Genomic DNA, 22,164 nt, shown 5'->3' on the forward strand with positions numbered 1-22,164 from the left:
CCCCTGATCGTGTGACAGAGCAGTCAGCAAGGGGAGCATACCACCTTTTCCGGAACCACCCAGAGATGGAACGGGGAATCAGAGCAAGACAGCGAGACGACCGAGAGGTGATGCCATGAAACTCTCGACTAAGGGACAATACGGGGTGCGGGCGATGTTTGAACTGGCGCTGCAGTACGGCCAGGGGCCCGTCTCCTTGAAGCTCGTCGCCGAGCGCCAGGACATTTCCGAGCATTACCTCGAACAGATCATCGCCGGATTGCGCAAAGCCGGCCTCGTCAATAGCATCCGCGGCGCCCAGGGGGGCTACGTCCTCGCCAGGGAGCCTGCTGAAATCACCGTCGGCGACATTATCCGCGTCCTTGAAGGGCCGGTGGCCCCCGTCGACTGTGTCAATGACGACATCCCCGAGCGCTGCACCCGCGCCAACCAGTGCATCTCTAAGCGGGTCTGGGCCAAGGTGCGCGACTCGATCGAACAGGTCATCGACTCGATCACTTTGGCGGACATGTGCAAAGAAGCGGAAAAGATGAAATACAACGAGGGCGCTTTCATGTATCACATCTAGGAAGCAGGTAACGCCCCTGCCCGGCGCCCATTTCAAATCGGAGGAGAGAGAGCCATGCGACGCGTATACCTCGATCACGGCGCGACCACGCCCGTCCATCCTGCAGTCATCGAAGCCATGGTCGACTGTATGCAGAACCATTTCGGCAACCCGTCGAGCGTCCATTCCTTCGGCCGGGAAGCGAAAAAGCTCCTGGAAGAGGCGCGGGCGAATGTGGCCCACCTGATCGGCGCCCGTCCCGAAGAGATCATCTTCACCAGCGGCGGCACCGAGGCCGACAACCTGACCATCTTCGGCGTCGCCCGGGCGATGCGCAAAAAAGGCAACCATGTCATCACCTCGGCGACGGAGCACCATGCCGTGCTCGACGCCTGCCAGGCGCTGACCAAAGAAGGCTTTGAACTCACCGTGTTGCCTGTCGACGAGTACGGCATGGTCCGCGTCGAGGACGTGAAAGCCGCCTTGAAGCCCGAGACCGTCCTGGTTACGATCATGCACGCCAACAACGAGGTTGGCACGATCAACCCGATCAAGGAGATCACCCAACTTGTCAAGGCCCACGGCGCCATCATGCACACCGACGCCGTTCAGACCGTCGGCAAGATCCCCGTCGACGTGAACGACCTCGGCGTGGACCTCATGTCCCTCTCTTCCCACAAGATCTACGGCCCCAAAGGGGTCGGCGCTCTCTATATCCGCAAGGGGACCAAGCTGTTTCCCCTCTCCCACGGCGGCGGCCAGGAGCGCAAGCGCCGCCCCGGCACGGAAAACCTGCCCGGCATCGTCGGCTTCGGCAAAGCCGCCGAGATCATGGCCCGTGAACTGCCCGAAGAGATGGGCCGCATGGGCCGGTTGCGCCAGCGCCTGATCGAAGGCCTGCTGGCCATCCCGGAGGTGCAACTGAACGGTCACCCGACGGAGCGCATCCCCATCAACGTGAACGTGTCGATCAAATACATCGAAGGCGAATCGCTCCTGTTGATGCTGGACATGAAAGGCATCGCCGCCTCCTCCGGCTCCGCCTGCACCTCCGGCTCCCTGGATCCCTCCCACGTCCTGCTGGCCATGGGCATCTGCCACGAAGTGGCCCACGGCTCGCTGCGGCTGACACTGGGACGGGACAACACCGAAGAAGACATTGAATATGTGCTGGACGTGCTGCCGCCGATCGTCGAACGGCTGCGGGCCATGTCCCCGCTCTATGCCAACAAGGAGGGCTGAGCATGTATACCGATAAAGTGATGGATCACTTCATGAACCCCCGCAACGTCGGCGAGATCGAAAACGCCAGCGGCGTCGGCGAAGTGGGCAACGCCACTTGCGGCGACATCATGCGTATTTATCTCGACGTCGAGGACAACATAATTAAAGACGTCAAGTTCAAGACCTTTGGCTGTGGCGCCGCCATCGCCACCAGTTCTATGGCGACGGAACTGATCAAGGGCAAGACCATCGACGAGGCGCTGGAACTGACGAACAAAGCCGTTGCCGATGCCCTCGGCGGCCTGCCGCCCCAGAAGATGCACTGCAGCAACCTCGCCGCCGACGCGCTCCACAAGGCCATCGCCGATTACAAGGCGAAGCAGGAAGAAGCGAAGAAGTAATGTGACGATCTCGCATGAGCGCCGTTTTTCTCGCACTCTTGTGGTAGGGTGACGCATCTATAGAAGGTGACTCCTGGATTGAAAGTGATCAAAGCCGGAAAAAATACATCCCGGATGGGCGACGGCCTGTCCGGGATGTCGCTGTACCTGCCGTCTCTCCGTGCAAAACAGTCAACGCAGGCTGTTCATGGTTCGGTTTTCGGGAGAGCGAACCGTCGGGTCACAGCCGGGTAGGCATTATATAGCCAGTTTTGCCACAGTGAATGACTGTAGACCGTAAATCAGCTGTACAATAGAACGCATGGAAAGAAAAGGGATTCAAGTGAAAGAGACCGTAGTAGTGGCTATGAGCGGCGGCGTCGATTCTTCTGTGACGGCCGCTCTTTTGTTGGAACAAGGCTATGACGTCATCGGCGTGACCTTGCAGATCTGGCCGAAAGACGCGCCGGAAGGCGCCGAAGGGGGCTGCTGCTCCTTATCGGCCGTCGAGGACGCCAAGCGGGTCGCCTTCAAACTGGGCATCCCCCATTACGTGATGAACTTCCGCGACTACTTTGAAAAGGAAGTCATCGACTACTTCGGCCGCGAGTACCTGGCCGGCCACACGCCCAACCCCTGCATCCGCTGCAACCGGGTGATCAAATTCGAGGGCCTTTTGCAAAAGTCGCTCGCCCTCGGCGCTGCCAAGGTGGCCACCGGCCATTACGCCCGCATCGAGCAGGACAGCGCCACAGGCCGCTACCGCCTGGGCCGGGGTATCGACGCGAACAAAGACCAGTCCTACGCCCTCTTTAACATGACCCAGGAGCAACTCTCCCGGACACTCTTCCCGCTGGGCGGCTTCACCAAGCCCGAGATCCGCGAAAAGGCGGCCCAACTGGGCCTGGCCGTCGCCTCCAAGCCGGACAGCCAGGAGATCTGCTTCATCCCCGACAACGACTACCGGCGCTTTTTAGAGGAACGCTACCCCGGTCACACCTTTCAGCCCGGCCCCTTCGTCGACCAGGAGGGCAACGTCATCGGCACCCACCGGGGGCTGCCTTTTTATACGGTGGGCCAGCGCAAGGGCTTAGGCGTCGCCTTCGGCTACCCGGCCTACGTGATCGCCCTCGATGTGGAACATAACGCCGTCGTCATCGGCCCTGACGAGGCGGTGAAAGGCCGGCGGCTCCTGGCTGACGACCTCAACTGGATCGACATCGAAGGCCTGAAAGAACCGATGGAAGTGGAAGCCAAGATCCGCTACAGCGCCCCGCCGGCGAAAGCGGTCCTCTCCCCGGCCGAGGATGGCACCTCCGTCATCGTCAACTTTGACGCGCCCCAGCGGGCGATCACGCCGGGACAAGCCGTCGTCTTTTACCGGGGCGACTGGGTCGTCGGCGGCGGCACCATCGTCCGTAACCTCGATGTGAAGCTGCCGGAGATCCGCTATCGCGAGCCGAAGCCGGCGAAGGGGCCGAAGGCGAAGCGGCGGTAGGGAGACGAAGCGGCGTATGCGGCAGCCGAGTATAAAAGCCGTCCTCTAGCGTCAACAATAGATCATGGAATCGTTCCCAAAACCGGCGTCAACGCGAACGATGAGGGGAGACCTCCACAGGAGTGCTAAAGGGAAGAGACATCATCCACCTGCCTGTGGTTCACCCTGCAACGGGCAAGACGATCGGTCGGGTCACTGACCTCATGGTCGACACCAAGGAAGGCCGGGTGACGGGGCTGCTGCTGGCGCCAGAGGGGGAGAGCGCCACCCGGCGTCTCGAATGGACGCAGGCCGCCTATGACCGGGATGTGATCCGGACCGAAGCGGAGCCGGCCCCCCATGATCCGGCGTCGCTTGACCTCCTGTCACATGAACCGGATCATGAGGAGCAAACGTCTCAAAACCTGGCAACGCACGAGCCAGCGCAGGAACAGGCCGCTGCCCCAGTGGAACCGTCTCCGCGGATACCGGTCCTCCTCTGCCTGTCCCGTTGCGAGGGTCATCCCGTGCGGACCCAGGCGGGCCGTCCCCTGGGGCAGGTAGGTGACATCCTCTTTGATCCCGCCCAGGGCCAACTGACGGCGGTCGAGGTTTCCGACGGCCTGATGCAGGACTTGCTCACGGGCCGGCTCCAGCTTCCCTGGCCGGATGTGACAGAATGGCGGACCGACTCGGTCATCGTCGCCGACCACTGGCAGGACGCATGGCAGCGGGAGCGGGAATAGCAAACGGAGGGATTTCCATGAGCTGCCCTGTCTGCGGTGGGAAGCAGGTTGGCAAGGTTGGCGTAAACCAGTACTACTGCTGGAATTGTTATATCGAGTTCAATGAGCGAAAGGAGATCTTCGAGGTCGCCGAAGACGGCAGCCTGATGGCCTTAGAGCCCGATCCGCCGCTGATGGACCTCGACGGGGCGAACGCAGCGCCAATATAGAGCAAACGTTGCATTGAAGATGCATTCGCGAAAAAGCCTGTGCATAAGGAGTATTTCTTAAAGAAACATTTCCTAAAAGAAGCATCCGCTCAAGAAGCATGCGGAGAAGAAGCAAAATGCCCGCGCCGATGGCGGGCTTTTTGAGTTTCTCTGACGGAAAAAAACGGTGGAGGTGGAGGCGGCGTTGCCAAAAGGCCGTTGGCGCATCCTGCTTGTGGCCGGTTTCTGGGTGATCCTGCTGCTCCTGGCATACCTGTTGCGGCAGATCCTCGTTCCCTTTGCCATCGCTTTTGTCCTAGCCTACCTGCTCTATCCCGGCGTGATCTGGCTGGAAAAGCGGGGGCTCGGGCGCGCCGTGAGCATCCTCGCCGTCTTTGCCGTCGTCCTTGGTGGCTTTGCGAGCCTGATCGCCTTCGGCATGCCGCGCATCTTCAGCGAATTGAACCGCTTCAGCGTCCAGCTTCCCCAGTACAGCCAGGAACTGCAAGCTTGGCTCACCCGCATCCAGCAGGACATGATCCAGGCGGGCTTCCCGCCGGGCATCCAGCAGGTCTGGAGCGACACGCTCGCCCGGGGGGAAGGGGCGCTCCTGGCGGCGGTGCGTTGGGTCTTGGAGAGCGCCGTCAGCCTGGCGGAAAACGCCCTCGACATCGTCCTGATCCCGGTGATGAGCTTCTACTTCCTCCGCGACTGGGAAGCCATCGGCAAAGGGAGCCTCAACCTTGTCCCTCAGCGCTTGCGCGCCCATGTGCAGATCGTCGGCGGGGAAGTGAACCGCATATTGCGGGCCGTCGTCCGCTGCAACTTCCTCATGGCCTTCGCCGTCGGCGTGCTTACCACCGTTGGTCTTACCCTGATCGGCTTGGAATACAGCCTGCTCATCGGCATCATCGCCGGCATCGCCGACCTGATCCCCTACTTCGGCCCCCTCATCGGCATGGTCCCTGCCGTCGTCGTCGGCCTGCTTGAATCGCCGCGGCTGGCCCTCTACGCCGTTTTGGTCATGATCATCGTCCAGCAGATCGAATCGAACCTGCTCTCACCGAAGCTGCTGGGCGACTCGGTAGGGCTGCACCCATTGGCCGTCATCTTCGCCCTGCTCGCCGGCGGGCACCTCTTCGGCATCGTCGGCCTGCTTCTGGCCGTGCCGGTGGCGGCGGTGGGGAAGGTGGTGGGGAGATATGTCTTGTTGAAGGTGTTGGTGTAAACGCTAGTGTCTTGATAATAAAAAATGAATATACAATGTGGCTCCTCGTTTTACCGCACTTTTAGCGCCTACGTGCTGATTGGCAGCTTCGTAAGAACGGCTTAAACGGATCCAGGAACTTATTAAAAAGTTTGGATAGGTAATTAGATTAAGGGAGTAACCGTTCTGAAAGGAATACATTAACCATAATCTACAAGACACGGGGGCCTTGACGAGGGCACCCGATTTTGTTTTTAGACAATTCCGAGTTAGTCACCAGGGGTTATCAGTTAAACGTATGGGAGTTTGTTACATTTCATTCTTTTTACAGAAGCAAATCTAGGTTATAATTATATATATCTTTAAGTCGCTTATTACATAGTTTAAGGGGATATCTATCATGATGTCTTTTCGAAATGATAAGCTCGCTAAAGCGTCTTGGCCCAATTCTATCATTTCACTGCTGACCCGAATTGCCGAGTACAAAGGGAAACAGGCGCTGTTTGAGCGGCAAATCCCGGAGATCTTAAAGGCCATGAAAGATACGGCCGTCATCCAGAGCACGGAGGCATCCAACCGGATTGAAGGCATCCATGTATCGACCCGCCGGATTACTGCGCTAGTCCAGGAGAAGTCGGAACCGAGAAACCGTTCTGAGCAAGAAGTGGCCGGTTATCGTGACGTGCTGAAATTGATCCATGAATCTGCGCCATACATCCCTGTAAACCAAAACGTAATTCTCCAGTTTCACAGGGATTTGATGAACTACGCCACAGGTGTGGGCGGTTCCTGGAAGGCTTCCGAGAATGATATTCGAGAGACGCTTCCGTCCGGAGAAACACGGGTCCGCTTCCAAACCGTCACGGCCGTGATGACCCCGGATGCGATGCAAGAATTGACAGAGCGGTATGAACACATCAAAAGTCTGGGTACGGTAAATGAATTGTTGAGTATGGCTGCCTACATTCTCGACTTTTTGTGTATCCATCCTTTCCCCGACGGGAACGGGAGAATGGCTCGTTTGTTAACCCTGCTGCTTTTGTACCGGAGCGGCTATGAGGTTGGCCGCTACATCAGTCTCGAAAAAGTGATCGAGGAAGACAAGGAGCATTATTATGACGCGCTGCATCGCTCGTCCCTTGGCTGGCATGAGGGGCGACATGCGCTACTGCCGTGGACGGAATTTTTCCTGACCATGCTGCTGAAAGCGTACCAGCGTTTCGAGGATCGGGTTGGTGTCGTTTCGGAAGCCAACCGCAAACGGGGCTGGAAGGAAGAAAAAGTCCAGGAAGTGGTCCTGTCCATGCTGGCTGATTTCAGCTTTTCCGATATTCAAGAACGCTGTCCGGGTATCAGCCGACCGACGATTCAGAAGGTGCTCAACCGGTTAGCCAGGCAGGATGTGATCGTCTGTATAGAGTATGGGAGGAACGCGAGGTGGAGGAAGATCATCCTGTAAACCAATGTTACAGCAATGGGGCTGCTCCTGGCCCTCGGAGCGAGAGCGGCAGGAGAGAGGCAGGGAAAGACCGTGGGAACGATGTCATTTTTAGTGATGGGAGAATCTTTAACGATATGGCAAATGAAACAGTGAAAGCCAATAAGCAGGCCATTCTCCTCGTTGCCTTCGGCACGAGCGTGCCCGAAGGGCGGGCGGCCCTGGATCATATCGAGGCCAAGGTAAAAGCGGCCTTCCCCGGCGTGGAGGTGCGCTGGTCCTATACCTCCTCGATGATTCGCAAAAAAATCGCCCGAGAACAACAGGTCTTCATCGACAGCCCGCTGACAGCGCTGGCGAAGCTGAGAGACGACGGCTATAACCAGGTGGTCGTTCACTCCCTGCATATCTTCCCCGGACGGGAGTACTGTGATCTCGAAGATATCGTCAGAAGCCTCCAAGCGATGAAGACCAGCGACGGCCCTGTCTTTGACAGGCTGGTCCTCAGCGACTCGCTCCTCCATGAATTCAATGATTACCAGCGAGCCTGCGAAGCCATCGCCGGCCTCATCCCCGAAAACACCGATGAGGAAGGGCTGCTGCTCATGGGCCATGGGACCGACCACCGGGCCTTGAGCGCCTTTGGCTGCTTAAATGATCTCCTGCGCCACCGGTACCGGGGCCAGAACGTGATGCTCGCCACCGTCGAGGGCTATCCGGAACTGCAACATGCCCTGAGCGATCTGGCCGCCAGCGGCGTGAAAAAGGTCAAGCTCGCGCCCTTTTTGGTCGTGGCCGGCGGCCATGCGCAAAAGGACATGGCCGGTGATGAGCCCCATTCCTGGAAAAGCCAGTTGGAAGCCAAGGGGTATGAGGTCAGCGTCCACATGCAAGGGTTGGGCGAGAACGACGCCATCGTCCACATGATGGTGGACCACCTGAAGAAAGCCTGGGGATAACCACGATGGCGCAAGCGATGGAGCACATCATCCAAGTAAACCCGGAGGCAATGCCGCCGGGTTTTGTCGCCTGTTTCCTCGTTGGCTTGTCGCGTCTTCTTTCAAAACAGGCATCCAAGGAGGGGTAGAGGAGAGCCGTAACAGATAATCGCTGGGCGTCCCCCAGTTCTCAAACCGACGATAGGATGGGTTTGTCGAGTCAAAATAAATCAGGATAGGCGCATGATCCAATTCAGGGTGCGCCATAAAAAATCGAGCATCTCCGAATCGAATCGCCGCTAACGCCAGCGGCAATTCACGCCGAAAGATGCGATTGCGTCGATCTGATAGGGGTGCAAACTGACCATTCACATAAACATACACATACAAAATGATAGTGCCGTCATACCATCGCCATTCAGCCAGGACTTCATCGCGCAGGTTGTTGATCTTCTCATAGGCGTAGGCGCGACCGATCGTGAGAAAAAGCTCTCCTGTGATATCGGAGTGTGTTAACGTATATTTTCGCCCGATGACAGGTTCCGCCGGGGTCACGCCATCTCTGTAATCGACAACCAACTTTTCAGGATTTAGCTGTTTCATATACTCCACCCCGGAGCAGTATATGAGAGCGTGTTAGCCTTTGGGCCAAATATTACATGTCGTAGCTCCGACCCTCCCTTGACAGCCCCCTCCCCAACAGGCTATATTACAGATTGGACACATATCGACAGGACGAGTCGAGCGATGATCCAATCGCGATAAGAACGTGGATTGACTCGTCCCTGGCCGGCGTTTAAGGCGGTCCGGGGATGGGTTTTTGTTTATTTTCAAGGAGGCGTTAAGGCTTTGGAATTCACCGGCAACCGGGTACGGCAGCTCTTTCTCGAATACTTCGAGCAAAAAGGTCACACCATCGTCGCCAGTTCCTCCCTGGTCCCTCACAACGATCCCACCTTGCTCTTTTCCAACGCCGGCATGAACCAGTTCAAGGACGTCTTCCTCGGCTTCGAGAAGCGTCCCTACGTGCGGGCCACCACGTCCCAGAAATGCGTCCGCGCCGGCGGCAAGCACAACGACCTGGACACGGTCGGGCGGACGGCCCGTCACCATACCTTCTTTGAGATGCTCGGCAACTTCTCTTTTGGCGACTATTTTAAAAAGGACGCCATCCGGTATGCCTGGGAGTTCCTGACCGGCGTGTGCCAACTGCCGAAGGACAAGCTCTACGCCACCGTCTACCTCGATGACGACGAAGCCTTCGCCCTCTGGCGCGACATGATCGGCGTGCCCGAAGAGCGCATCCTGCGCCTCGGCGAGAAGGACAACTTCTGGGCCATGGGCGACACCGGCCCCTGCGGCCCCTGTTCGGAGATCCTCATCGACCGTGGCGAGCACCTGCGCTGCAAGGCCGACGAGTGCGCCATCGGCAAGTGCGACTGCGACCGCTGGCTCGAGATCTGGAATCTCGTCTTCATGCAGTACAACCGCGACGAAACCGGCACGATGACGCCGCTGCCCCGGCCCTCCATCGACACGGGTATGGGCCTGGAGCGCGTCACCTCGGTCCTGCAAAATGTGGGCTCCAACTACGACACCGACCTCCTGCGGCCCATCATCGCTTTTGTGGAGCAGCTCTGCGGCCAGGTCTACCACCGCGACGACCGGGGCTTTCCCTTCCGCGTCATCGCCGACCATATCCGTTCCTGCACCTTCTTGATCACCGACGGCGTCCTGCCGGGCAATGAAGGCCGCGGCTACGTGCTGCGCCGCATCCTGCGCCGGGCCGTCCGCTTCGGCAAGGTCCTCGGCATCGACAAGCCCTTCATGCACGAGATCGTCCCTGTCGTCGTTGAATTGATGGGCGAGGCCTACCCGGACATCCGCGAGAAGCAGGACTTCGTCCGCAAGGTCATCAAGATCGAAGAGGAGCGCTTCCACGAGACGCTCCACGACGGCATGCGCATCGCCGCCGACATGGTGGCCAAGGTCAAGCAGGAGGGCGGCTCTGTCCTGCCCGGCAAGCAGGCCTTCACCCTCTATGACACCTACGGCTTCCCCCTCGACTTGGCCGAGGACATCGCCGAGGAAAACGGCCTCACCGTCGACAAGGACGGCTTCCAAAAAGCGATGGAAGCTCAGCGCGAGCGCGCCCGGGCGGCTCGCCAGGACACCGTCTACGGCGCCGGCATGGAGCTCTGGTCCGAACTGCTCCAGCAACTCGGACCGACCGTCTTCATCGGCTATGGCAAGACCTCCGGCGAGAGCGTCGTCAAAGCCATCGTCGCCGGCGCCGAGCGCGTCACTGAGGCGGGCGCTGGCACCGCCGTCCAGGTGGTTCTCGCCGAAACGCCCTTCTATGCCGAATCAGGCGGTCAGATCGGCGACTCCGGCCTCTTGCGCGCCGGCGACGCTGTCGTCCGCGTGGAAGATACGAAAAAAATGGCCGGCGGCCTGCACGTCCACTTCGGCGTTGTGGCCCAAGGCACTATAAAGGAAGGCGATGCTGTCGCCGCCGAGGTCGAGAGCGGCCGCCGGTTGGCCATCGCCCGCCACCACAGCGCCACCCACCTCATGCACAAAGCGCTCAAAGAAGTCCTCGGTGATCATGTCAACCAGGCCGGCTCCCTCGTCACGCCCGACCGGCTGCGCTTTGACTTCTCCCACTTCAGCCCCCTCACGAAGGACGAGTGGAACCGCATCGAAGCGGCCGTCAACCAGGCCGTCTTCCAGGCGCTGCCCGTCGAGGTCTTTGAAACGTCCATCGAGGAGGCCAAGGCCATGGGGGCCACGGCGCTCTTCGGTGAAAAATACGGCGACACGGTGCGCGTCGTCCGCATGGGCGACTACTCGATGGAACTCTGCGGGGGCACCCACCTGGGCAACACCAGCCAGGTCGGCCTCTGCAAGCTCATCTCCGAAAGCGGCATCGGCGCCGGTCTTCGCCGCATCGAGGCCGTCACCGGCGAAGCGGCCCTGACGTACCTGAACGAGCAGGAAGAGACCGTCCGCGCCCTGGCCGAAAAGCTCAAAGTGCCGACAGCTGAAGTGACCAACCGCGTCGATTCCCTCCAGGCCCAGCTCCGCGAGAAGGACCGCGAGATCGAGCAACTGCTCGGCCGCCTGGCCAAGTACCAGGTCGACGACCTCCTCGCCGCCAAAGAGGAGATCAACGGCGTCACCGTCCTGGCCGCCAAGGTGCAGGCGCCTGACATGGACGCCCTGCGCTCCATGTCTGACCTGCTCAAAGAAAAACTCGGCTCCGGCGTGCTGATCCTCGGCGCTGTCGCCGGCGACAAGGTGAACCTCGTCGCCGCCGCCACGAAGGACATCGTCGGTCGCGGCGTCCACGCCGGCAACCTCGTCAAGGAAGCCGCCAAGGCCTGCGGCGGCGGCGGCGGCGGTCGCCCCGACATGGCCCAGGCCGGCGGCAAAGACCCGGCGAAGCTGGCCGACGCCCTGGAAGCGGCGAAAAAGCTCCTCAAGAGTCAGATTAAATAGCGCAAAAGTAGAGGAAAATAGAAACTGGCGCAGAATAATATGGTTGGAGAGACCTTTTTGAAGAGAACCTTTCTGCCCAAGCTTACTATTGACCCAAGCTTTTTGTTCGAGCGTGATTCCGTTGGGGGGGTTGGGACCGATGGCGAACGATACCTTTGACCAGACGATGATGTTCCAGGCGAAGACGGAAGATGAGCTGGCCACCAGCGATATTCTCCGCACCGTCTATGAAGCGTTGAAGGAGAAAGGCTACAACCCCATTAACCAGTTGGTGGGCTACCTTCTCTCCGGGGACCCCGCCTACATCACCAGCCATAAAAACGCCCGCAGCCTGATTCGCCGGCTCGAGCGCGACGACCTTTTGGAAGAGCTTGTACGTTTTTACCTGGAGAGCCATGATGACGGAAAATCTCAGTAGCTCAGCCGGTGAATCAATTGAACAGTCCATATTCGGCGCTGCAAGTCTTGGATCACTGAGTAAGGCAAAACTCAGCAAAACCAGACTTGGCAAAGTAAGACTCGGCAAATCGGGACTGGAAGTCTCCCGCCTCTGTTTTGGCAGCCTGACGATCGGCCCGCTGCAGGCATCGCTCCCCCTTGACCGGGGAGCGATGCTGTTGCGGCAGGCCTTTTCGTCAGGCCTTACTTTTGTCGACACGGCCCAGATCTATGGGACCTACCCGTACATCCGGGAGGCCTTGCGGAGCTACAACGGCGACGGGGGCGATCTGGACGACGTGGTCATCGCCACCAAATCCTACGCCTACAGCGCCGAAGGGATGCAGGACGCCCTGGAAGAGGCGCGGCGGGAACTCGACCGGGACGTGATCGACATCTTCCTGCTTCATGAGCAGGAGAGCGAGCATACCATCAGAGGCCACCGGGAAGCCTTCGAATACCTGCTGGAAGCGAAGGCGCGAGGGTGGGTGAAGGCTGTCGGCATCTCGACTCATGCTGTCGCCGCCGTCCACGCCGCCGCCTCCATGGAAGAGGTCGATGTGATCCACCCGCTCATCAACATGGAAGGCATCGGCATTCTTGACGGCACGGCCTCAGACATGCTCGCCGCCATCGCCGAAGCCCATCAGGCGGGAAAGGGAATCTACGGCATGAAGGTCCTCGGCGGCGGCAACCTCCACGCCAAAGCGCCGGAAGCCCTCGCCTGGGCGCTTGCCCAGCCACATCTGGACGCCATCGCTATCGGCATGCAGTCTGAAAGGGAACTGGAAGTGAACCTGCGCTTCTTTGCCGGGGAAGCAGTCTCCGAGGAGACCTGGCGGGCGGTGCGGGGGCGGGGGAGAAGGCTTCATATCGAAGAGTGGTGTTCCGGCTGCGGTCGATGTGTGCCGGCTTGCCCGCAGGGGGCGTTGCGTATAGACAACGCAAGTGTGGTGACCACTGACATCAGCGCTGACATGGACATCGGTCATGATACTCAGGCTTCTGAGGCAGGGTTGGTTTTTTCGCAACTCAATGGCGAGCCCTTCTGTACCCGCCGCGTTACCGTCGACCCGTCGCGCTGCCTTCTCTGCGGCTACTGCTCGCGCATGTGCCGGGATTTTTGCATCAAGGTGGTATGAACCATTGCGGATCATGGGATTGGACGTAGGGGATAAAACGATCGGCGTCGCCGTCTCCGATCTGATGGGATGGACGGCCCAGGGCGTCGAGACCATCCGGCGCAGCCGCCTTACCGCTGATCTGGAGCGCCTTCGAGAACTGATTAAAACCTGGGAGGTCGAACGAATCGTCTGCGGCTTGCCGCGCAACATGAACGGCACCTATGGCCCCCGGGCCGAAGGCATCCGCGAGTTCGGCCGCGTCATTGGGGAGAAGCTGAACATCCCTGTCGACTACTGGGACGAGCGATTGACCACCGTAGCGGCGCAAAAGACGCTGATCGCCGGGGACATGTCCCGGAGCAAGCGCAAGCAGGTCGTCGACAAGCTGGCCGCCGTGCTGATCCTCCAAAACTTTCTCGACGCGAAAGCCCATCAGAACGCGAAAGCCCATCCGAACGGTCATAACGATGCCGAGACATAGTCCATAATAAGGTTGAGGCATCGTCATCCCACCCCCGGCCCCCGGTTCGCGACCCGCTCTCCGGAGGCCCCATCAGTCGACACCATCAGGCATCGTTAAAAAACGGTTATGAGGCGGCCTCAGGGGATATACTTACCTTGAGCGTTCGTTGACAAGGGATGTCCCCTGGTATACAATGGCTATAGTTTCGTAGCGAATAGAGGTGATTACCGGTGGATCAGGAACAAGAAAACATCATCGTCCTGACTGATGAAGACGGTAACGAGCTGGAGTTTGAAGAACTGGATCGCGTTGAGGTTGATGGCAAGGAATACGCCATCCTCCTGCCGCTTGACGATGAAGAGGATGAAGCCATTATCCTCCGCGTCGAGTATGAGGAAAACGGCGAAGAAGTGTTCAGCCATATCGAAGACGACGAGGAATGGGAAAAAGTCGCTGACTTCTGGCAGGAACTGAGCGAAGAAGAAGGCGAAGAAGAGTAAACCGTAAACCCATGACGAAAAGCCATCCGAGGTATCGGATGGCTTTTCCCCTTTTCCTGCTCTTCTTGCAGCGCTTTTCTTTGCGGTGAACAGACACTTTACGATGAACTAATCATTCATTTCATTGATATCTTTCGGAACACTTTTTATTTCGATGCGTAAAACCCGGTTGGCGTCCGACTCTATTGCGGTATATTGCAGGTCGTCATAGCAAAAAGAAGTCCCCTTGTCCACTTTACCATGCGTGTTCGACATAAACCAACCACCGATGGTGTATACATCCTCTGATTCCAGGCGCACCCCTAAGTGTTGATTGATGTCCACCAAAGGAACACGCGCGTCGACCGAATAATGGCCTGTACTTAGCGTTTGAATCGGTGGGAATTCGTGATCATCCTCATCCTGAATATCACCCACAATTTCTTCAAGAATGTCCTCAATCGTAATTAAGCCAGCCGTTCCGCCATATTCATCCATAACCACGGCCATTTGCTTTTTTTCCTTTTGCATTCTTTGGATAATTTCTATCACTGGCGTAAATTCGTAGACAGTGATCGGTTTTCGAAGATATTCCGATAAATTTTTCACAGTTCCATTAAGGAGCAAGGGATTCAGTAAATCTTTGGCATGGATATATCCTTCGATTTGATCTTTGTCTCCGTTGCACACAGGATAGCGCCCATATTTCTCCACTTGGATGATCTTTAAGTTCTCCTCCATCGACAAGTTGCTATAGAGAAACACCATGTCTGGTCTTGGAACCATGACCTCAGTGGCTACTTTCTCCGATAATTGAAAAACGTTGTTTGTATATTCCAGCTCAGTTCTATCGATTTCACCGTTTTTATGGCTCTCTGCAATGATCATACGGATTTCTTCCTCTGAGTGACTTTCGCTAATCTCATTAATATCGCGCAAGCCGAAAAAACGAATGATTGCTCGGGCTGATCCGTTGAGAAGCCAAATTGCGGGGAACATGATCTTGTAAAACAGGATCAATGGACCTGAACACCATAAAGTGATTTGTTCTGCTCGTTGAATCGCCAAGGTTTTTGGAGCCAGTTCCCCGACAACGACATGGAGGAAGGAAATGAGAGAGAAGCCCAACACCATTGAAACGCCTTCTACAGCTGCCGGACCAAGTGACAAGGATTGAAAGAGCGGATGAAACAAAGAGGCAACTGCAGGCTTGCCGATCCATCCGAGAGCCAACGCCGTCAGCGTAATCCCTAACTGACAGGCAGACAGGTATTCGTCGAGACTGCTGATGACTTTTTGCGCATTATTGGCTTTTTTATTTCCCTCATTGATTAACTGCTGGATACGGGAATCCCGTACTTTGACAATGGCAAATTCACTGGCGACAAAAAAGGCCGTAGCAACTATCAACAGAAAAACCATGAATAAATGAAACCACGAAGAGCCATCCGGCAAAAAATACCCTCTCCTTTATTGTTGTGATTGCGCCTCTGAAAAACGGAATATCTAGCCTGCATGTTAAATGTACAAAAACTACGGAAGAAAAACAAATCCACTACCTGTTAATAGCGTTCCAGAACAACCGTACAGCGAAACTGTACGCCTGTAGTTTCGTTATTCTCTTTCGTACGCTTGTTTAACTGGTTAGGCGATTTTCAGACCATTGACAGATATAATTCTATGCGCTATCAGCTTGTTTTTTATCGCCCGCTCTGCCTATAATGAAGACTGACGTCCTCCGTGGCAGCGGGGGATTTTTTTAGAGGAGGCCCAATGGTGCGGAGAAAGAGGAAGCCGGCCAGGACCCTCGGGGTCCTGGCCATCATCAGTGTCATCGCTGCAGTGATCGCAATCCAGATATACCAGCAGGGATTGGAGCCTCTTGAACCGGGAAACAAGCAGGAAATCGTTGTCGAGATTCCCCCCAACGTGACCGCCCGTGAGATCGGCGACATATTGGCGGACAAAAAAGTGATCCGCAGCAGCAAGGCCTTCTCTAACTATGCCCGCGACCATGGCGGCGAGTCTCTTAAGGCCGGCGAATATAGCCTGAGTCCTGGTCTCTCTGTACCTGAGATCCTGAATGTGCTGATCGAGGGAAAGAGCCGCCTGTACAGCTTCACCATCCCTGAAGGCTATACGACACGTCAGATCGTAGACCTGCTCACAAGCAAAGGGCTGGTCGAACGGGAGGCCTTCCGCAAAGCCTTGGCCCAGACGCCGCTGGAGTACGATTATGTCAAAGGGCTTCCAGCTAAAGAAAACCGTCTGGAAGGGTTCCTCTTCCCGGCCACCTATCGCATCCCGCGCGACACGGCGCCCGAGGAGATTGTGCGCATGCTCGTCAGCCGTTTTGACCAGGAGATGACCCCTGAGGTGAGGGCGCGAATGAAGCAGTTGAATATCGGTGTCCGAGACACCGTGACCATGGCTTCGCTTATCGAGAAAGAGGCTCAGAAAGAGGAAGACCGCCCTGTCATCAGCGCCGTCTTTCGCAACCGCCTTAACCGAGGCATGAAGCTCGAAGCCTGTTCGACGATCCAGTACCTGCTGGGCGAACCGAAGGCCAAGCTGTACTATAAGGACCTGCAGATCGAATCGCCCTACAACACCTACAAGTACGCGGGGCTCCCGCCCGGTCCCATCGCCAATCCGGGCAAGGCCAGCCTCCAGGCTGCCTTGTATCCGACTAAGACTGATTACCTCTATTTCGTGGCCAAAGGGGATGGCTATCATCAGTTCAGCCGAACCTTCAACGAACACCTGCAGGCGGTCGCCAAGTATGGCAATTGAACTGCTCGCTCCGGCTGGCAATCCGGAAAAGCTGGCCATGGCCCTCCGCTACGGCGCCGACGCCGTCTACCTCGCCGGCAAAGAGCTCGGTCTGCGCGCCTTCGCCGGCAATTTTTCATCTGAGGAGATGGCCCAGGGCATCGCCCTCGCCCATGAGCAGGGCAAAAAGGTCTATGTCACCGTGAACATCTTCGCCCACAACCGCGATTTTGCCAACCTGCCCGCCTATCTCACCGAACTGCGGGACATGGGCGCCGACGCCATCCTCGTCTCCGACCCTGGCGTCTTCGCCGTCGCCCGCCGCACCGTGCCCGACCTGCCGTTGCACATCAGCACCCAGGCCAATGTGACCAACGCCGAGGCGGCCCGCTTCTGGGCGGAACAGGGCGCCAAGCGCATCGTCCTGGCCCGGGAGCTCTCCCTGGCTGAGATCCGGGAGATCCGCCAGGCCGTGGACATCGAATTGGAGGTTTTTGTCCATGGCGCCATGTGCATGTCCTACTCGGGCCGCTGCATGATCAGCGACTACCTGACGGGTCGCGGCGCCAACCGGGGCGAATGCGCCCAGGCCTGTCGCTGGAAATACGCCCTCGTGGAAGAAACGCGGCCCGGCTTCTACCTGCCCGTCGAGGAGGACGAGCGGGGCTCTTATGTATTCAACGCCCGCGACCTTTGCCTGCTGCCGGACATCCCAGCCTTGCTCGACGCCGGCGTCAACAGTCTGAAGATTGAAGGCCGGATGAAGAGCGTCCACTATGTGGCCACCGTCACTCAGGTCTACCGCCGCGCCGTCGAAAGCGCCCAGGCCGCCCAGGCGGCGGGACGCCCTGGGCGAACGGCGACCTCTTGGTGGGAGGAACTGGCCAAGATCAGCCATCGCCCCTATACGCGCGGCTTTTTGCACGGGCCGCCGGGCCAGGAGCCTGATCTTCCCTACCGGCGGGACTACGATTTTGTCGGCGTCGTCCAAGGCTATGACGCCCAGAAGCGCGAGGCCGAAATCGAGGTGCGCAACCGCATCCGCCTGGGCGATATCCTCGAACTGGCCGGCCCGGACAGAGCGCCCTTTCTGGCCATCGTCAATGAGATGCGCGACGACGAGGGCAACACCATCGACCAGGCGCCCCGGCCCCACCAGCGCATCCGCATCCGCCTGCCCCGTCCCGTGGCCGCCCTCGATCTCGTCCGACGGCCCAAGGAAGGCGGCGAAGACGCTTTTTTGAAGGTGCGCATCAACCCCTCCCACATCTTCTACCTCGACATCATCTTGGAAGGCTTCGGTCACCTCGGCGTGCCGACAACGGTCGACAAGGAGGCTGGCCTTGTGCTGATCCGGACGACCCCCGATACGCGGGAGGAAGTCATCCGGGTCTTAGAGAGCCTGCCCTGGCCGGTGGTCTGGGAAAGCGACGATGGAAAAGGGACCCAGCAGTCGGCAGGAGGAAGCGGCGAATAGCAGGGGAACAGAGACAAGTCCCGAGCAGTCCCGTTGGATGAAATGCTGCCGTCTCCGGCAAACTAATGGCGGAGGTGACGTTTTCATGCAACTGAACACCCGGGACTTCTTGATGAAGTCGCTGCTCAATGAACAGGAACTGACTCGAGACTATCAGCAGTTTGCGCAGACGACCGAGGACAAGGAAGTGGCCAAGCTCTTCCTGGAGTATGCCGAGACGGACGCCTTGCGCGCCAACCGGATCAAGGACATCCTGCAGAACAAATACGGACTTGACGCAGACGAAAAGTGATGTCCGATCAAAAGGAAAGGCCCCGGCGAAACCGGGGCCTTTCCGCATATTAACGGTACATAGGCCAGAGCAAGTGTCCGAGGTAAAAGACCAGGCCGATGGCGAAGACGTGCCAGACCCACCAACCGGTTTTGAGGAACTCCCAGGTGGTGCCGTTCAAGACGTTATCGCTTTTGCGCTCGATGTTATTTTCCACGTATCGATGCTCCTTTCTTTTACATTTATTCCTAGTGTAACCGAATGCGCGGATTTTTACTCCTTCTACAATAAGTTAGGAAAATAGAAGAAAAAACGTCATTTTTATGGGAAAATAAGGTTGACTACGTAAAGAATGGACGTTATAGTAAAGATAGGAGGATTATTGTCGAAGGGCGTGGAAGGAGGAGGGTTCGTGAAGTCTACGGGAATCGTCCGTAAAGTAGACGAACTGGGACGGGTTGTCATCCCGATGGAACTCCGCCGCATCATGGGCATCGCCGATAAGGATGGACTTGAGATTTTTGTTGAAGAAGAAAAAATTGTATTGAAAAAATACGAGCCCGCCTGCGTCTTTTGCGGCAGCGCGACCGATGTACATAACTACCGGGGGAAGGCCGTCTGTAAGGAATGTGCCGAGGAAATGGCCAAATTCGTTTGCTAGGGCTCCTCTGAAGGCGAATTCCAAGGGGGATTCGCCGGTCTGCGATAAAAAAGCGACGGTGATGCTTCACCGCCGCTTTTTTATTGCCGGCATGTTGTGGACTCCCTCGACGTCCTTTGACCAGGCGAGGAGGACGATGAACCAGAAGACAAGGCCCGTCAACAAGGAGGCGAAGACATCGCTGGGCCAATGGGCGCCCAGATAGACCCGGCTGACCGCTACCAGCAGGATGGGGAACAGCGCGATGACCGGCGGGCGGGAACGACCGGTCAGGGCCATGAACAGCGCCGGCAGGATTAAGGCCGCGCCCAGTGTATGGCCAGAGGGGAAAGAGGCGGTTGGCTCATACACAAGGGCCGTGACCACGTCGGGCCGGACCCTTCCGAAAAAGAGTTTCACCGGATGGTTGAGCAACGTCCAGGTCAGCAGCGCCGTCAAGAGCAGGGCCTGGCCTCGCCAGTCTTTGCGAAGGGAGTAGACGACGGCCGCTGCCGTAGCGGCGGGTAGCAGAAATTGGGCCGAACCCAGCCAGGTGACGGCGATCATGGCGCTGTCCCATCCTGCTGAGCGCCAGGCGTACAGCAAAGGCGGCAGCGACTGATCGAGGGGAAAGGCCCAATCGAAAGCGCTAAGGAGTGCTCCATTGAGGAAAAGGACAGCCGTTCCGGCGGCCAAACCCGCCAGGAGAGGGAAGAAAGAGGCGATCAGGAACACCTCCTGAGATAGATGTAACGCCAACAATTGATCTTTCGCCGCTCCGAAGCGGAGTTCCTTCGCAGATTCCCTTGAGTTGAATCGAACATACGTGCTAATATGGAAGCGGAGGTGGGATGATGCAACTCACACCGAAAGAACGGGAAGTTTTTGAAGTCATCCGTAAAAAAGTCCGTGAAAAGGGGTATCCGCCCAGTGTCCGGGAGATCGGCGAAGAGATGGGCTGGGCCTCCAGTTCAACGGTGCATGTTTACCTGAAACGGTTGGAAGACAAGGGCTTCATTCGCAAGGATCCGACAAAGCCGCGGGCGATCGAGGTTCTCGCCGATCGGCTGCCTGAATCTCCACGCCGGTCTGCGTCGGACGCTTTTTTGCAAGTTCCCCTGCTGGGCGCTGTGGCGGCCGGTTCACCCATCTTGGCCACAGAGTATGTGGAAGACTACCTGCCTATCTCGCAGGCGATGCTGGGCGAAGGGGAGTTCTTCGGCTTGCGGGTCAAGGGAGACAGTATGATCGACGCCGGCATCCTGCACGGCGACACGGTGATCGTCCGCAAGCAGTCCCATGCCCGCAATGGTCAGATTGTTGTCGCTTTGATCGACGAAGACGCCACCGTCAAGCGCTTTTTTATGGAAGCGGATCATGTGCGATTGCAGCCGGAGAACAGCGCCCTCGAACCGATCCGGGTTCGCCACGTCTCTGTGCTGGGAAAAGTCGTCATGGTCATGCGCACAGTCCATTAAGAAAACGAAAGAGAACCACCGTCTTCCGCGGTGGCTCTTGTCGTCAGAACAGGAGGCTTTGCAGGACTTTCGCCGTCAGGTAGAGAAAGGCGAAGGCACAGATGCCGTAGGTGATTCTCCGTTCTCGGAGGGTGTCCGCCGATTCCAGCCACCGCTGCGTCCGGACCGTGATCGGTTCCGGGCGGCGTCGCGTCATCGGCTTGGCGGAAAATCGAGGGACGACGGGCGCCCGGTGACCGGCAGAGGCCCGAACATAACCGGTTGCTTCCATGGTTTCACACACTCCTTGGAACTGATGTTCTAATGACAGCATATAAAACATATGTTCCAATGTCAATAGGGCAAGGCTACGCCACAGACATTTTTTCGAGGAAAACAGTTTTTTCTTGGGGGAAGCCATGACAGGTAAACTGACATCGATAAAGTCCCATGAGCCGGTGAAGATCGAGCTGATCCGGGGCAAGGGGGGGAAGTTGGTTTTCGGCGACCAGACGGTGCCGTTGCTTGTGGCGCGGCGCAAGGGGTTGCGCCACATCGGCCTGCGGTTGACGGCCCAGGGTTTGGAGGTGCGCGGGCCGGCCGCCTTGACGGGCGATCAGATCCGGGAAGCGCTCGGACGGAAGGGGAACTGGATCATACGCAACTGGCGGCGGTTGCAGCAGGAAAAGGAGCGTCTTGCCGCCGCCGCCCAGGCGAACCGGGTCTATTTCCGGGGGGCGCCCCTTGACGTCGTTCTCGTTAACGACCTTGGTTCCCCTCCGATGGATGATCCGGTCAAAGTGACCGGCGAAAAGATTTTTCTCTGGCTGGCGCCGGAGCAAAAGGAGCAGTGGCGGCCTGTCTTGCGCGAATGGATGCGCGCCCAGGCGGAAGCGCTGATCCCGCAGCGTGTCAGCGAAATCGCCAAAATGCTCGGTCGTGTCTACTGCAAGGTGACGATTCGCGATCAGAAGAGTCGCTGGGGGAGTTGTTCGTCAAAGCAAAATCTCGCCTTTAACTGGCGTCTCGTCCTTTTTCCGCCGGCGGTGATGGACTATGTCATCGTCCACGAACTCTGCCATCTGCAAGAGATGAACCATTCGGCCCGCTTCTGGGCGCTCGTGCAGCGACAGATCCCTGATTACGCCCTCTACCGGCGCTGGTTGAAAGAACAGGGGCGGGAGTTTTCTGCTCCCCTTGAAGCAGAGACGTAATTCATCAACAGCGCAACAGAGCCGCAGCGCCTTCACGCGAGAGAGCGGACGCTTTTCGGCGAAGGATGTTATCCCTGAGGGCGCTTTTTTTCCTCATTTTGCAGGGGTTGGCGCATTCTTAGCGAAAACAATTGCGTTGGATACAACGTCAGGTTTTTAGACCCAGGGTTCGGACAAGCCGGG

General features: G+C 57.8%; 25 protein-coding genes. 20 read left to right on the plus strand and 5 right to left on the minus strand.

From position 1 onward, the window contains the following. The first annotated feature begins 115 nt into the window (after positions 1 to 115). The 9 genes from AC0CW1_RS15885 to AC0CW1_RS15925 all read left to right on the plus strand — a co-directional run bounded on the left by AC0CW1_RS15885 (position 116) and on the right by AC0CW1_RS15925 (position 8,166). Positions 116 to 568, plus strand: coding sequence for an RrF2 family transcriptional regulator (locus tag AC0CW1_RS15885; protein ID WP_488183970.1), 453 nt, complete (start codon positions 116 to 118; stop codon positions 566 to 568). Between the two features lie 54 nt (positions 569 to 622). Beyond that, positions 623 to 1,789 (plus strand): cysteine desulfurase NifS, encoded by a 1,167-nt coding sequence (gene nifS / locus AC0CW1_RS15890; protein ID WP_488183971.1) that lies wholly within the window; start codon positions 623 to 625, stop codon positions 1,787 to 1,789. A 2-nt stretch (positions 1,790 to 1,791) separates the two neighbouring features. Beyond that, complete coding sequence (gene nifU / locus AC0CW1_RS15895) at positions 1,792 to 2,172, plus strand: Fe-S cluster assembly scaffold protein NifU (protein WP_488183972.1); 381 nt, start codon at positions 1,792 to 1,794, stop codon at positions 2,170 to 2,172. Between the two features lie 322 nt (positions 2,173 to 2,494). Beyond that, a complete protein-coding gene (gene mnmA, locus AC0CW1_RS15900; RefSeq protein ID WP_488183973.1) occupies positions 2,495 to 3,649 on the plus strand; it encodes a tRNA 2-thiouridine(34) synthase MnmA in 1,155 nt (384 codons plus the stop codon). Between the two features lie 122 nt (positions 3,650 to 3,771). Next, positions 3,772 to 4,374 (plus strand): PRC-barrel domain-containing protein, encoded by a 603-nt coding sequence (locus AC0CW1_RS15905; protein WP_488183974.1) that lies wholly within the window; start codon positions 3,772 to 3,774, stop codon positions 4,372 to 4,374. Between the two features lie 17 nt (positions 4,375 to 4,391). Next, positions 4,392 to 4,583 carry a hypothetical protein gene (locus tag AC0CW1_RS15910; RefSeq protein WP_488183975.1) on the plus strand — a complete coding sequence of 64 codons (192 nt, stop codon included), beginning with the start codon at positions 4,392 to 4,394 and terminating at the stop codon, positions 4,581 to 4,583. A gap of 184 nt (positions 4,584 to 4,767) precedes the next feature. Next, complete coding sequence (locus tag AC0CW1_RS15915) at positions 4,768 to 5,790, plus strand: AI-2E family transporter (RefSeq protein WP_488183976.1); 1,023 nt, start codon at positions 4,768 to 4,770, stop codon at positions 5,788 to 5,790. 379 nt (positions 5,791 to 6,169) lie between these two features. Continuing rightward, positions 6,170 to 7,228 carry a Fic family protein gene (locus AC0CW1_RS15920; protein ID WP_488183977.1) on the plus strand — a complete coding sequence of 353 codons (1,059 nt, stop codon included), beginning with the start codon at positions 6,170 to 6,172 and terminating at the stop codon, positions 7,226 to 7,228. Positions 7,229 to 7,344: 116 nt separating this feature from the next. Then, positions 7,345 to 8,166, plus strand: a complete 822-nt coding sequence (locus AC0CW1_RS15925; protein ID WP_488183978.1) for a sirohydrochlorin cobaltochelatase — start codon at positions 7,345 to 7,347, stop codon at positions 8,164 to 8,166. 27 nt (positions 8,167 to 8,193) lie between these two features. Here the strand turns inward: AC0CW1_RS15925 and AC0CW1_RS15930 are convergent, their stop codons facing one another. Next, complete coding sequence (locus AC0CW1_RS15930; protein ID WP_488183979.1) at positions 8,194 to 8,748, minus strand: staygreen family protein; 555 nt, start codon at positions 8,746 to 8,748, stop codon at positions 8,194 to 8,196. Positions 8,749 to 8,994: 246 nt separating this feature from the next. Here AC0CW1_RS15930 and alaS point away from each other — a divergent pair, with 246 nt between their 5' ends. The 5 genes from alaS (at position 8,995) to AC0CW1_RS15955 (ending at position 14,171) form a co-directional block, all read left to right on the plus strand. Next, a complete protein-coding gene (gene alaS, locus AC0CW1_RS15935; protein ID WP_488183980.1) occupies positions 8,995 to 11,646 on the plus strand; it encodes an alanine--tRNA ligase in 2,652 nt (883 codons plus the stop codon). 139 nt (positions 11,647 to 11,785) lie between these two features. Beyond that, on the plus strand, positions 11,786 to 12,064 hold the full coding sequence (locus AC0CW1_RS15940) for an IreB family regulatory phosphoprotein (protein WP_488183981.1): 279 nt from the start codon (positions 11,786 to 11,788) through the stop codon (positions 12,062 to 12,064). Beyond that, entirely contained in the window at positions 12,045 to 13,226 is a 1,182-nt protein-coding gene (locus tag AC0CW1_RS15945) for an aldo/keto reductase (protein ID WP_488183982.1), read from the plus strand. Before AC0CW1_RS15940 ends, AC0CW1_RS15945 begins: the two co-directional genes overlap by 20 nt. 4 nt (positions 13,227 to 13,230) lie before the next feature. Further along, positions 13,231 to 13,689, plus strand: a complete 459-nt coding sequence (gene ruvX, locus AC0CW1_RS15950) for a Holliday junction resolvase RuvX (protein ID WP_488183983.1) — start codon at positions 13,231 to 13,233, stop codon at positions 13,687 to 13,689. Between the two features lie 212 nt (positions 13,690 to 13,901). Continuing rightward, on the plus strand, positions 13,902 to 14,171 hold the full coding sequence (locus AC0CW1_RS15955) for a DUF1292 domain-containing protein (RefSeq protein ID WP_488183984.1): 270 nt from the start codon (positions 13,902 to 13,904) through the stop codon (positions 14,169 to 14,171). Between the two features lie 108 nt (positions 14,172 to 14,279). On the opposite strand, the gene AC0CW1_RS15960 is transcribed toward AC0CW1_RS15955, so the two are convergent. Beyond that, positions 14,280 to 15,605 (minus strand): hemolysin family protein, encoded by a 1,326-nt coding sequence (locus AC0CW1_RS15960; protein ID WP_488183985.1) that lies wholly within the window; start codon positions 15,603 to 15,605, stop codon positions 14,280 to 14,282. Between the two features lie 321 nt (positions 15,606 to 15,926). On the opposite strand from AC0CW1_RS15960, the gene mltG reads away from it, so the two are divergent. The 3 genes from mltG to AC0CW1_RS15975 all read left to right on the plus strand — a co-directional run bounded on the left by mltG (position 15,927) and on the right by AC0CW1_RS15975 (position 18,691). Then, the gene (mltG, locus tag AC0CW1_RS15965; RefSeq protein WP_488183986.1) at positions 15,927 to 16,943 is read left to right on the plus strand and encodes an endolytic transglycosylase MltG; all 1,017 of its coding nucleotides are present in this window, start codon (positions 15,927 to 15,929) and stop codon (positions 16,941 to 16,943) included. Next, entirely contained in the window at positions 16,933 to 18,399 is a 1,467-nt protein-coding gene (locus tag AC0CW1_RS15970; protein ID WP_488183987.1) for a U32 family peptidase C-terminal domain-containing protein, read from the plus strand. Before mltG ends, AC0CW1_RS15970 begins: the two co-directional genes overlap by 11 nt. 85 nt (positions 18,400 to 18,484) lie before the next feature. Continuing rightward, positions 18,485 to 18,691 carry a hypothetical protein gene (locus tag AC0CW1_RS15975; RefSeq protein ID WP_488183988.1) on the plus strand — a complete coding sequence of 69 codons (207 nt, stop codon included), beginning with the start codon at positions 18,485 to 18,487 and terminating at the stop codon, positions 18,689 to 18,691. A gap of 49 nt (positions 18,692 to 18,740) precedes the next feature. On the opposite strand, the gene AC0CW1_RS15980 is transcribed toward AC0CW1_RS15975, so the two are convergent. Then, complete coding sequence (locus AC0CW1_RS15980) at positions 18,741 to 18,887, minus strand: hypothetical protein (protein ID WP_488183989.1); 147 nt, start codon at positions 18,885 to 18,887, stop codon at positions 18,741 to 18,743. A gap of 195 nt (positions 18,888 to 19,082) precedes the next feature. Between AC0CW1_RS15980 and AC0CW1_RS15985 the strand changes: the two genes are divergently transcribed. Then, entirely contained in the window at positions 19,083 to 19,331 is a 249-nt protein-coding gene (locus AC0CW1_RS15985; RefSeq protein WP_488183990.1) for an AbrB/MazE/SpoVT family DNA-binding domain-containing protein, read from the plus strand. Positions 19,332 to 19,397: 66 nt separating this feature from the next. Here the strand turns inward: AC0CW1_RS15985 and AC0CW1_RS15990 are convergent, their stop codons facing one another. Continuing rightward, positions 19,398 to 20,069 (minus strand): phosphatase PAP2 family protein, encoded by a 672-nt coding sequence (locus tag AC0CW1_RS15990; RefSeq protein ID WP_488183991.1) that lies wholly within the window; start codon positions 20,067 to 20,069, stop codon positions 19,398 to 19,400. A gap of 92 nt (positions 20,070 to 20,161) precedes the next feature. Here AC0CW1_RS15990 and lexA point away from each other — a divergent pair, with 92 nt between their 5' ends. Beyond that, positions 20,162 to 20,788 carry a transcriptional repressor LexA gene (lexA, locus tag AC0CW1_RS15995; protein WP_488183992.1) on the plus strand — a complete coding sequence of 209 codons (627 nt, stop codon included), beginning with the start codon at positions 20,162 to 20,164 and terminating at the stop codon, positions 20,786 to 20,788. A 43-nt stretch (positions 20,789 to 20,831) separates the two neighbouring features. On the opposite strand, the gene AC0CW1_RS16000 is transcribed toward lexA, so the two are convergent. Then, a complete protein-coding gene (locus tag AC0CW1_RS16000) occupies positions 20,832 to 21,059 on the minus strand; it encodes a hypothetical protein (protein ID WP_488183993.1) in 228 nt (75 codons plus the stop codon). A 127-nt stretch (positions 21,060 to 21,186) separates the two neighbouring features. On the opposite strand from AC0CW1_RS16000, the gene AC0CW1_RS16005 reads away from it, so the two are divergent. Beyond that, positions 21,187 to 21,981 (plus strand): M48 family metallopeptidase, encoded by a 795-nt coding sequence (locus AC0CW1_RS16005; RefSeq protein ID WP_488183994.1) that lies wholly within the window; start codon positions 21,187 to 21,189, stop codon positions 21,979 to 21,981. The last annotated feature ends 183 nt before the right edge of the window (positions 21,982 to 22,164 follow it).

Source organism: Heliomicrobium sulfidophilum, from assembly GCF_057715735.1.